The organism is Streptococcus sp. 2021WUSS109 (genome assembly GCF_044427305.1).
Taxonomy (GTDB): Bacteria; Bacillota; Bacilli; order Lactobacillales; family Streptococcaceae; genus Streptococcus; species Streptococcus suis.
Window position 1 is genome coordinate 1 of sequence record NZ_JAOTGF010000033.1, and the last position, 11,109, is coordinate 11,109.

8 protein-coding genes are annotated in these 11,109 nt (G+C 43.6%); 4 read left to right on the forward strand and 4 right to left on the reverse strand.

What is annotated here, in order from left to right:
• The coding region (locus ODU37_RS10000; RefSeq protein ID WP_398580479.1) for a DUF1542 domain-containing protein at positions 1-2,431 on the forward strand (2,431 nt) is incomplete at its 5' end.
• Positions 2,432-2,650: 219 nt separating this feature from the next.
• Here ODU37_RS10000 and ODU37_RS10005 read toward each other — a convergent pair.
• The 3 genes from ODU37_RS10005 to ODU37_RS10015 form a co-directional block, all read right to left on the reverse strand.
• The gene (locus ODU37_RS10005) at positions 2,651-4,273 is read right to left on the reverse strand and encodes a hypothetical protein (RefSeq protein ID WP_249562448.1); all 1,623 of its coding nucleotides are present in this window, start codon (positions 4,271-4,273) and stop codon (positions 2,651-2,653) included.
• A 9-nt stretch (positions 4,274-4,282) separates the two neighbouring features.
• Positions 4,283-4,981, reverse strand: a complete 699-nt coding sequence (locus tag ODU37_RS10010) for an ATP-binding cassette domain-containing protein (protein ID WP_105121619.1) — start codon at positions 4,979-4,981, stop codon at positions 4,283-4,285.
• Between the two features lie 93 nt (positions 4,982-5,074).
• On the reverse strand, positions 5,075-6,247 hold the full coding sequence (locus tag ODU37_RS10015; RefSeq protein WP_024389216.1) for an NAD(P)/FAD-dependent oxidoreductase: 1,173 nt from the start codon (positions 6,245-6,247) through the stop codon (positions 5,075-5,077).
• A gap of 237 nt (positions 6,248-6,484) precedes the next feature.
• Here ODU37_RS10015 and ODU37_RS10020 point away from each other — a divergent pair, with 237 nt between their 5' ends.
• Together ODU37_RS10020 and ODU37_RS10025 are read left to right on the forward strand one after the other, a co-directional pair.
• On the forward strand, positions 6,485-7,885 hold the full coding sequence (locus ODU37_RS10020) for a glycoside hydrolase family 1 protein (RefSeq protein WP_105121617.1): 1,401 nt from the start codon (positions 6,485-6,487) through the stop codon (positions 7,883-7,885).
• A gap of 169 nt (positions 7,886-8,054) precedes the next feature.
• A complete protein-coding gene (locus ODU37_RS10025; RefSeq protein WP_015646325.1) occupies positions 8,055-8,549 on the forward strand; it encodes a DUF536 domain-containing protein in 495 nt (164 codons plus the stop codon).
• Between the two features lie 24 nt (positions 8,550-8,573).
• Here ODU37_RS10025 and ODU37_RS10030 read toward each other — a convergent pair whose 3' ends face one another.
• Positions 8,574-9,122 (reverse strand): GNAT family N-acetyltransferase, encoded by a 549-nt coding sequence (locus tag ODU37_RS10030; RefSeq protein WP_105121616.1) that lies wholly within the window; start codon positions 9,120-9,122, stop codon positions 8,574-8,576.
• A 79-nt stretch (positions 9,123-9,201) separates the two neighbouring features.
• On the opposite strand from ODU37_RS10030, the gene ODU37_RS10035 reads away from it, so the two are divergent.
• Positions 9,202-10,962 carry a glycerophosphodiester phosphodiesterase gene (locus ODU37_RS10035; protein WP_248021461.1) on the forward strand — a complete coding sequence of 587 codons (1,761 nt, stop codon included), beginning with the start codon at positions 9,202-9,204 and terminating at the stop codon, positions 10,960-10,962.
• The last annotated feature ends 147 nt before the right edge of the window (positions 10,963-11,109 follow it).

Consider the following 11,109-nt stretch of genomic DNA (forward strand, 5'->3'; position numbering starts at 1 on the left):
AGAAACCATTCGTGACAATGCAACTACGGCTATGCAAGAAGCAGAAAAAGCACAAGCCCTAGCAGATCTTGAAAAAGCTAAAGAAACACAGAAAATTGCAGATAAGGCTGCGATTGATAGGTTGACTTCACTTGTGAAAGATGGTGAGCTTGAAGCCGCTAAACAAGATGCTAAGAACAAGATTGCTAAAGAAGTTGACGCCGCTAAGTCAGCAATTGACTCCAATCCAAACTTGACAGACGCAGAGAAGGAATCCGCTAAGAAAGCAGTGGATACAGCTGCCCAAGCTGCGACAGAAGCAATTGATGCCTCAACAAGTCCAGTCGAAGCGCAATCGGCAGAGGATAAAGGCGTAGGCGCTATCACCAAAGACGTTCTTGATGCAGCGAAACAAGATGCTAAGAACAAGATTGCCAAAGAAGTTGATGCAGCTAAAGAAGCAATTGATGCCAATCCGAACTTATCAGCTGCAGAGAAGGAAGCTTCTAAGAAAGCGGTAGATGCAGATGCTAAAGCTGCGACAGATGCAATTGATGCTTCAACAAGTCCAGTCGAAGCGCAATCGGCAGAGGACAAAGGCGTAGGTTCAATCGCCCAAGATGTTCTTGACGCAGCGAAACAAGATGCTAAGAACAAGATTGCCAAAGAAGCAGCCGCAGCTAAAGAAGCAATTGATGCCAATACGAACTTATCAGATGCAGAGAAGGAATCAGCTAAGAAAGCGGTAGATGCAGATGCTAAAGTTGCGACAGAAGCAATTGATGCTTCAACAAGTCCAGTCGAAGCGCAATCGGCAGAGGACAAAGGCGTAGGTTCAATCGCCCAAGATGTTCTTGACGCAGCGAAACAAGATGCTAAGAACAAGATTGCCAAAGAAGCAGCCGCAGCTAAAGAAGCAATTGATGCCAATCCGAACTTATCAGATGCAGAGAAGGAATCAGCTAAGAAAGCGGTAGATGCAGATGCTAAAGTTGCGACAGATGCAATTGATGCTTCAACAAGTCCAGTCGAAGCGCAATCGGCAGAGGACAAAGGCGTAGGTTCAATCGCCCAAGATGTTCTTGACGCAGCTAAACAAGATGCTAAGAATAAGATTGCTAAAGAATCCGACGCTGCTAAGTCAGCTATTGACGCGAATCCAAACTTGACAGATGCAGAGAAGGAATCAGCTAAGAAAGCGGTAGATGCAGATGCTAAAGTTGCGACAGATGCAATTGCTAAGGCGTCAACTCCAGATGCAGTTCAAGCCGAGGAAGATAAAGGCGTAGGCGCCATCGCCAAAGACGTTCTTGATGCCGCGAAACAAGATGCGAAGAACAAGATTGCTAAAGAATCCGACGCTGCTAAGTCAGCCATTGACGCGAATCCAAACTTGACAGATGCAGAGAAGGAATCAGCTAAGAAAGCGGTAGATGCAGATGCTAAAGTTGCGACAGATGCAATTGATGCTTCAACAAGTCCAGTCGAAGCGCAATCGGCAGAGGACAAAGGCGTAGGCGCCATCGCCAAAGATGTTCTTGACGCCGCTAAACAAGATGTGAAGAACAAGATTGCTAAAGAAGCAGAATCCGCTAAGTCAGTCATTGACTCCAATCCGAACCTGACAGATGCAGCTAAGGAAGCTGCTAAATCTGAAATTGATAAAGCTGTTGAGGAAGCGATTGTTTTAATCAATGGTGTTAGAACTCATCAAGAGTTGGAAAAAATCAAACTTCCAATGGCAGCTCTAATTAAACCAGCTGCGAAAGTAACACCAGTGGTTGATCCAAATAACTTGACTGAAAAAGAAATTGCTCGTATCAAGGCATTCCTTAAAGAGAACAATAACCTCCCAGAAGGAACAGAGATTAATGTTTCTAAAGATGCTTCAGTGACAATTAAATATCCAGATGGAACTATTGATTTGCTATCACCAGTAGAAGTTGTGAAGCAGGCAGATAAAACTGCTCCTACGGTCGCAAATGATGGCAAAGGTAATATTGTGATTGTACCGTCTGAAAAAGCTGTTGAGATTGTTGTTTCATACGTAGATAACAATGGTAAGCCGCAAACTGTAGTTGTTACGAAAGGTACGGATGGTTTATGGACGGCAAGTAATACAGTGGTGATTGTGGACCCTGTGACTGGGCAAGTAATCGTTCCAGGTTCTGTTATTAAGCCAGGTACAGTTGTTACAGCATACTCTAAAGACGAGGTTGGAAATAGTTCTGATTCAGCAGAAGCTGAAGTTGTAGCAGTAGACGAAAATAATTCTGCAGCAGGAGTGAAAGTTAAATCAGTTACTACAAATGCAAATAATGTTGAGAAGAAAGCTAAGCAATTACCGAATACTGGTGAGGAAGCAAATTCAGCAACTTCACTCGGATTAGTAGCTCTTGGACTCGGATTAGCACTTCTTGCAGCAAAGAGAAGAAGAGACGAAGAAGCTTAAGATAAGCTCTTCCTCAGAACTCTTTTGGAAGCCGCAATTTTCCTATAAGATAGTAGTATGATACTCTTTCATAGCAAGGAAATTCCCTCGCTATGATTGGTAGGTATCAGTTATTATCTATCGAACCCCCAAAATCCAAAGTCATTCGACTTTGGATTTTTTTGATACGACATGCTCGTCATACCTAAAAAACAGCCTTCTCTTGCGAGAGGCTGTTTTTCATGCTTTTAATCTAAAAGTCTGCGGAGCTTTTTTCAATAAAATCCAGTAACCGATGCTAACATAGGTAATCATAGCTAGGGAAACCAGCAGGATATAGGTGTGGCTACCTACATTGATTCGGGTGTTGAGATAGGCCACCCAGTAGAGAGCACCGCTAAGAAATTTATAGAGGGGATTGCTCACGTCCATATCCTTGGTAAAGGGTTGGAGAATATAGTAGATAAAGAGATCGTGGAAGGAAAAGAGAGCGGTCAGACTGATGAGGAGCAGGGCAGTTAGTAGAATGGTTTCCAAACTAAAGGCAAACCGCCCCAGCACCATGATAGCCAAAAAGAGGCTGGTCGCAAAGATGAGATTGAGCTTGCAGGTCTGCAAAAATCGGTAGTTAAAACCAGCGATAATAGTCTTGGCTTCTCGATAGAAGGGATAGTGAAGCATGGAAATATCGCAGTTAACAAAGACCATCTGAGCCACCACCTTGCCCGACGAAGCTACGTACATAATCATGAAGGAAAGCGGTAGGAATTGGAGCAAGTAGGCTTCCGTAAAGGTAAACGGATCTAAAAAGTAACGAATCCCCTCCAGGGCTGCCAGAATCACGACTACTGCCAAGACCCAGTTCTGCACCTTCTTATAGAGGACTTTTTTGTAGCGGTCAAATAGCAGAGCATTTAAGTAGGTCATGCCAGACAGGTGGGACAGGTCCTTTCCTGTTTTCGCATTGAGTTTTGCCTGCATCTGCAAACCCTGGCGAGTGTATTCATTTCCCTTGGTCATCTCAAAAAGTTTCTTATCCATTTGCAAGGACTCGTCCATACAGTAGGAAAGATAGTCTAGGTGGTTGGTTTGTTGCTTCAAATAACCATAGCTAAACCAAATCAGAAATGGTTGGACAAGCAGGATAGGGACTAGCATGCCTGAGGAGAGCTGATTACGGAAGACAATAGCCAAAACATATAAAACAAAAACAAACGCGATCCATAGCCAAGCATGCCACGAATTGCGACGGGAAAAGATACGACGTTCAAAGAGCAGACGATTGAGGGCATGGCCAGCTAGATGACCTGCCAGCACTGTCATCAAACCAATAGGAAAAACTAACCACTCCTTGGTTATCATGCAAAAAATGGTTAAGGCTGGCAGGTAGTAAATAGTGGTCAGGATAGGCTCGATAAAAAGTTGGCTTTGAAGAAAGCTGGATTGTGACAGGCTGAAATTCTGCATAAATTCTCGATCTGCTTTAGAGATAACAGGGTCTAAGCTCTTCCCCAAACGATAGCTTAGTCCGACAAACAAAAGCCAGAACATAAAGCCAAGGAGCCAAGTGTTTGGGAGAATTTTCCAAAAGGTCAGCTCCCCGTTGACTAGCATATTCATCCAGAAAGAAGCATGGTAGAAATGAAAGAGCAACCAAATTCCCTTGACCAGAAAGCGACTGGGGATGGAGAGGATGTGCAGGACCAAAAAGAGACCAGACTTAAAGCTGTAAGACTTGAAAATACTTTCTGGAATGCTCTTTCCCACAAGTGGCAGTTTCCGTAGATAGTAGAAAAATCCGTTGACTGACCGATAGAGGTTATATTTTTCCTGATACCAAGAATAACGTAATATTGTTTTCATAGGTTTCTCCTAATCTGCTGTCAGCAAGGCAACCACTTCCTGTTCGAAGTCAGGGTCGTGAAGTTTGTTACTCGGAACTGCTTGCAATTCTTGGTGATGGAGCAAAACAATCTCATCACAGAGGTCTTGAGCCAGTTGTAAGATATGGGTAGAAAAGATAATGACGGAATCCTTTTTGGCTTCCCGAATTAGCTGCTTAAACTCGTGGGCAGCCACAGGGTCAAAGGAAGTCAGCGGCTCATCTAAGAGAAGGACAGGTGGCTGGACAATCAAAGACAGAAGCAACTGGACCTTGTTCTGCATACCGTGGGAAAAATCCTTGAGCAGACGGTGCTGGTCTTCTTCTCCGATACCGACCAAGTTCAGCCATTCTTCTGGACTGCGAGGAGATTTGAGTTTATCCTTATGAATGTCCATATAGAAGCGGACAAACTCATAGGCTGTCATAAAGGCAGGCAGTTGCGGATAGGTCTGGGTAAAACCGATGTCCGTATTATCGTAGTCAAATGTTTCTTCGCCTTTTACAAACTGAATCGAGCCACTATCCAAGGTCAAATTTCGGGAAATGCAGTTAAACAAGGTTGTCTTACCAGCCCCGTTCCGTCCTAGCAAGCCGTAAATCTTGCCTTGTTCAAATTGAAAACTGGCATCCTCCAGAATAATCTTGTGGTCAAATTTTTTAGAAATAGAAGACAGTTTCAGTTGCATAGCCAATCTCCTTTTGTTATATTGTTATGGATTTATCATACAATAATAAACAAAAAAATTCAAGCAAATTTTTGCTTGAACTTGATGTAAAAACTAGTAATGCAAGCTCCCTGCCACCCAGCCAGTCGCAAGACAGTAAGTGATGTTAAAGCCGCCTGTATGGGCGTTGATGTCCAAGACCTCACCTGCAAAGTGAAGGCCAGGAATCTTCTTACTTTCCAAGGTTTTTGGATTGATTTCCTTGAGGTCAACGCCTCCCTTGGTCACAAAGGACTTGGCCAAGGACATCTTGCCTGTAATCTTAATCGGCAGGGCTTTGAGCAGGGTGATTAGCTGGACTAGGTCTTTTTGGGAGACCTGTTTGACCTTGCAATCGTAGTTTTCAGCGAAAAAGTCGGCTAGGCGGTCTGGCATGAGTTCAGAAAGAGCATTCTTGACGGATTTTTCTCTGTTCTTTTCTAAATGCTCAAACAGGTCTTGGTCAGAATGGGTCGGCAGAGCATCGAGAAATGCGGTTTCGCCGCCTTTGACAAAACTAGACAGACGAAGAGCAGCGGGCCCCGACAGGCCAAAGTGGGTAAAGAGCAGGTCGTGGGTGATGACGTGCTTGCCGTAGGTCAGGGTGACGTCGTCCAGGGAAATGCCTTGGAGCTTCTTATGTGGGAAGTCGGTCAGGACAGGGCTTTCAGCAGCCTCAATCTCCGTGACTTCCAGCTTGAAGTGGCGGGCAATGTCGTGACCAAAGCCAGTCGAGCCGGTGGAAGGATAGGTCTTGCCGCCGGTGGTGACAATGAGCTGAGGTGCTGTAAAGGTTTCCTCGCTGGTCTTGACATGGAAGAGGTCGTCCATCTTGCGGACGGAAACCACCTCAGTCCCTGTACGGATGTCCACGCCGTTTTCCAGCATCTTCATCTCCAGGCACTTGATAATGGTCTGGGAACGGTCGGTGGTCGGAAAGACACGACCGTGGTCCTCGACCTTGAGCTTGACCCCATTTTCCTGAAAGAAATTCATGATGTCGTGGTTGTCAAACTGGGAAAAGACACTGTAAAGAAAGCGGCCATTTCCAGGAATGCCAGCTAGTAGGTCTTCCAAGGTGCCGTTGTTGGTCACATTGCAACGTCCGCCACCTGTGCCAGACAGTTTCTTACCCAAACGCTTGTTTTTTTCGAGGAGCAGGGTTTTCTTGCCGTAAAAGCTGGAAGAAATAGCGGCCATCATGCCAGCAGGCCCCGCTCCGATAATAATGGTATCTACTGTATTCATGCCTTTATTGTATCATATTTTCATCAAGAAAGTAGTTTGAGTCTTTGCTATGATTTGTGGAGTTTTTCCTTGAAATTGCGGAAGACCATTGACGGGATAGGGGAGTATACTTAGACTAAGGGAAATTAGTTTTTATCAAGAGCCTGTATGTACAAGCAAAGTATTTTTGTGGAAGCTGCATTGTGAATCCAGGTTCTAACAATTCCATCTGTAGCATGAAAGAAAGTAGGTAGAAGAATGGTAACTGAGCAAAGAGAGTATCGTTTTCCAGAAGGTTTTTTGTGGGGCTCCTCCACTTCAGGGCCTCAAAGTGAAGGAAGCGTAGCTGGTGATGGAAAGGGCTGGAATAACTGGGATTACTGGTACAATCAGGAACCTAAGCTCTTTCACCAGCAAATAGGACCGGAACAAACATCGACTTTCTATGAACATTTCCAGTCAGATTTGGATTTGTTGGTGGAAACAGGTCATAGTATTTTTCGCACCTCTATACAGTGGTCACGTCTGATTCCGGAAGGGATAGGCGAGGTCAATCCGCAAGCTGTGGAGTTTTATAGGGCTGTATTTGCAGGTATTCGAGAGCGTGGGATACAGCTTTTGGTCAATCTTTATCATTTCGATTTGCCTTATGTCTTGCAGGAAAAAGGGGGCTGGGAAAATAAGGAGATTGTCTGGGCCTATGAGGCTTATGCTCGCCAGTGTTTCAGTCTTTTTGGAGATCTGGTGGATCATTGGATTACCTTTAATGAACCCATTGTTCCAGTAGAATGTGGCTACCTAGGTAATTACCATTACCCTTGCAAGGTTGATGCCAAGGCTGCCGTGGCGGTAGCCTACCATACGCAATTAGCTAGTTCTTTGGCTGTTCGGGCCTGTCACCAACTACACCCAGACCACAAAATTTCCATTGTTCTCAATCTTACTCCTGCCTATCCAAGAAGTCAGAGTCCAGAGGATTTACAGGCAGCACGGATTGCTGAGCTATTTCAAACGAGAAGCTTTTTGGATCCATCTGTTTTGGGACAATACCCGAGGGAACTGGTTGACATTCTTGAAAAACACGGTTTACGTCCAGAAACCACAGAGGAGGAATTGACCATTATCAAAGAAAATAGGGTTGACTTCCTGGGGGTAAATTACTACCAGCCCCTGCGCGTGCAGGCTCCTTCAGAAGATGGATGGAACGGAGAAGCTACTTTCCTATCCCAATATTTCCAGCCTTATGATAAGCCTGACAAGAAAATCAATCCCCATAGAGGCTGGGAAATTTACGAAGAAGGGCTGTACGACATTGCCAAAAATATCCAGGAAAACTATGGGAATATCGAATGGTTGGTAACTGAGAACGGCATGGGAGTTGAAGGGGAGGATATTTTTGAAGAAAATGGCATGATTCAAGATGACTATCGGATTAACTTCATGGAAGACCATTTGATTCAGCTCCATCGAGGTATTGATGAAGGGGCGAACTGTAAGGGCTATATGGTCTGGACATTTATTGACTGCTGGTCTTGGTTAAATGCCTATAAAAACCGATACGGTTTGGTCTCGCTTGACCTTCAAACTCAGAAGCGTACTGTCAAAAAATCTGGATATTGGTTCAAGCAAGTGAGTGCTAAAAATGGTTTTATTAGATAGAATGTATATTTCGTTTCTACATAACATTGCATGGAGATAAGATACTTTTGAGGTTTGTGATTATCCACTAATGCTTGGTAAGAAAATTCCCCTAGATTTGACAGGGATAGGGTTCTGTGGTAATATTTTAATGATACAAACTATGAGAAATGTAAGTACCGAGGATATTATGGGAATCGAAAAAACAGTCAGTGAGTTAGCTGAAATTTTAGGAGTGAGCCGGCAGGCTATGAATAATCGTGTCAAATCACTTCCTGAAGAATTTGTAGATAAAAATGACAAGGGTGTGACCGTTGTAAACCGTGCTGGCTTGATTAAGTTGGAGGAAATCTACAAAACAACCATTTTTGAAGATGAGCCGATTAGCGATGAAGTCAAGCATCGTGAATTGATGGAAATTTTAGTTGACGAGAAAAATGCTGAAATCATCCGCTTATATAGTCAATTAAAAGCCAAAGATAAGCAACTTGCCGAAAAAGATGAACAACTCAAGGTCAAAGATGTGCAGATTGCTGAGAAGGATAAACAGTTGGATCAGCAACAGCAATTGACACTAAAAGCTATGGCCGATAAGGAAGTTCTCAAGTTGGAATTGGACGAAGTTAAAGCACAGGCAGAAGAAGTGCAAGCTAAAGGCTTCTTTGCACGTTTGTTTGGAAGATAGATAAGTAAGTAAAAAATCAAGCTCTTAGGAACTTGATTTTTTCTTATGCTCTAACCATTCTTCTCTTAAAATTCCATATTTGATAGAATCATGATAATGCCCTTGCCAGTATCGAACCTTGCGGATATGGGCTTCTTTGGTCATGCCTAATTTTTCTGCGGTTCTCATCATGCCCTTGTTGCCAGACCAGGTAGTGAGACCGATGTGTTCCAATTCTGCAAATTGCTGGAAAATGGTATCAATCCAGAGTTGGAGAGCAGCTGTGCCATATCCTTTTCCCCAGACCTTATCGTCATAGATTTCAATCCCGATTTCGAGCCAGCGTGTTGACTGGCACTCCCAGTAATAGCTCACAAATCCGATAGGCAGCTGATCCACTAGGATTGCTCTGACACAATCTTTTTGTAACCACTGGTAGAGTTCAAGTGCTTGAAAATCTTCAAAAGTGGCGCATGCCTGGTAGTCATCAAAATAGGGAGCTGCAAATTCCTTCCAGCGAAGTGCGACTTCACGATGGCCAATCTTCCAAAGTGTATGCAAATAATCTTCAGTCATCGGTGCAATTCTAATCATGAGAACCTCCTTTATTTTTCTAGTCTAGCATATTTGATGAAGGCTTGCAATTCTTGCTAGAATATGGGACACTAGAATCATGAAAAAGATACAACGTGAATTTCAAAAAATATATTACAACCTAGACAAGATTCTCTTGCTCTTCTTTACCCTGTTTACCTTTATGGAATTTGTTTGGATACCACTCAATTCATGGATTTCTGAGGGGCTCTTAGCTATGACAGGGCATGCCTATCTTTCACCGACGAATTTGTTATCGGTGTTTGCTGAAAATCTGCTCGTGACAGGCTTGTTTATTCTCCTCTTTTTTGTCAACATTGCCATTGCCTACCTAGAATTAGCTCTATTGTTCACAGGGGTTTGGCAACTGTTGGATGAAAAAGTCAAGCACCTCCCCGACTATTTACGGGATGTACGAGATAGTATGGTGGCGATTATCCGTCACAGTAGCCTACCAAAGGTTCTATTTCTGCTCTTTTACTCAGTTATTCTTCTCCCATTTTTACGCCGAGTATTAAATATCTATTATTTTAATAAAATCGTAGTGCCCCAATTTATCGTAGATTACCTATCCAATACAGTCTGGCTAGGAATATTGATTTTGGTCTTCCTCCTCTTGTTCTTCTGGCTTGCGGCACGCTTCATGTACGCTCTGCCAAACATTTATTTTGAACACAGGGGTGTGAAGGAGTCTATCGCTTATTCTTGGGAGAAGACCAGAGGCAGAAAGCAGATCGGTTCATTGTTCCGTCTAATTTGGTTGATCACTTTTCCAGTTCTCCTATTTACAGGAGTAGGAGGACTATTCTATCTTGTGCAACTGTTAGCAGAGCATTTTGTACCAAGTATTTCTTACTGGCTGGCAGTTGTCTGTTACGCACTTCTAAAATTAGCCTACTACGGAGTAGTCGCACTCTTCATGATGGGATTTGTCAGCCTCCTAACAGGAAAACAACTCCCAATCTACCGCCGTAAACGCCTCCGTCATCACCTTCGACTAGCCATTTTGCTCGTATCTGGTCTGGTGTTCGGTACCCAAGGAGCGCTTGCCCTCTACTTTCCCTTTGACACTCTGCCGGTTACCATTTCTCACCGAGGTGTCGATGACGGCAATGCTGTCCAGAACTCTATTGAAGCCCTAGAGAAAACCTCTCAGCTCAAACCAGACTACATTGAGATGGATGTTCAGGAGACAAAGGATGGTCAGTTTATTGTCATGCATGATACGGATTTATTGGCTTTGACGGGCAATCCCGGAGGTACACATGACTATACTCTTGCAGAGTTGACAGGGATGACTGCATCAGAAAACGGTATGACAGCTCCAGTTCCTTCTTTTGATGAATATCTTGAAAAAGCGGATGAGCTAGGACAAAAATTATTGGTAGAAATTAAAGTGACCAAGGCAGACTCACCAAACCTCACCCGTAATTTCTTGAAAAAATACGGTCAACGTTTGATTGCCAAAGGGCACCAAATGCAATCATTAGATTACCATACCATTATTGAAATAAAGCAGTATAGCGAGAAATTAGTATCCTTCTTTATTCTTCCGTTCAACTCCGTCTATCCGACGACGGTTGCTGACGGCTACACAATGGAGTATACCTCGCTGGATCAAAATTTTATGACCAAGTCTTGGATTCGCGGTAAGTCAGTGTATGCTTGGACACCAAATGATGAGGAGAGTATGACTAAGATGTTGCTGCTACAAGTGGACGGCATCATCACTGACAACATGACCGACCTCCAAAGTCTGATGGAGGAAATGAGAGAGAATCGACGCTATCCAGACCTCTTTTTCCAACAATTTCAGTCTTTGATTTATAATTTTGAATAAAAAAATCGCGAGAGGAGAATATGAACTGCTCCCTGTCAAGTGGACAATGAAATAATAAAAGATTAGGCGACGGCCTTGTTCCTCATTTCAAGAGGGGCAAGGCCGTTGTTGCGTTCTTGAAATCGTTGATGATTATAAAAATAGATG

Excerpts from the sequence above, each read along its gene's own strand:
- ODU37_RS10005 (WP_249562448.1), bottom strand. The coding sequence starts at position 4,273 with ATGAAAACAATATTACGTTATTCTTGGTATCAGGAAAAATATAACCTC.
- ODU37_RS10015 (WP_024389216.1), bottom strand. The coding sequence starts at position 6,247 with ATGAATACAGTAGATACCATTATTATCGGAGCGGGGCCTGCTGGCATG.
- ODU37_RS10025 (WP_015646325.1), top strand. The coding sequence starts at position 8,055 with ATGGGAATCGAAAAAACAGTCAGTGAGTTAGCTGAAATTTTAGGAGTG.
- ODU37_RS10010 (WP_105121619.1), bottom strand. The coding sequence starts at position 4,981 with ATGCAACTGAAACTGTCTTCTATTTCTAAAAAATTTGACCACAAGATT.
- ODU37_RS10020 (WP_105121617.1), top strand. The coding sequence starts at position 6,485 with ATGGTAACTGAGCAAAGAGAGTATCGTTTTCCAGAAGGTTTTTTGTGG.
- ODU37_RS10035 (WP_248021461.1), top strand. The coding sequence starts at position 9,202 with ATGAAAAAGATACAACGTGAATTTCAAAAAATATATTACAACCTAGAC.
- ODU37_RS10030 (WP_105121616.1), bottom strand. The coding sequence starts at position 9,122 with ATGATTAGAATTGCACCGATGACTGAAGATTATTTGCATACACTTTGG.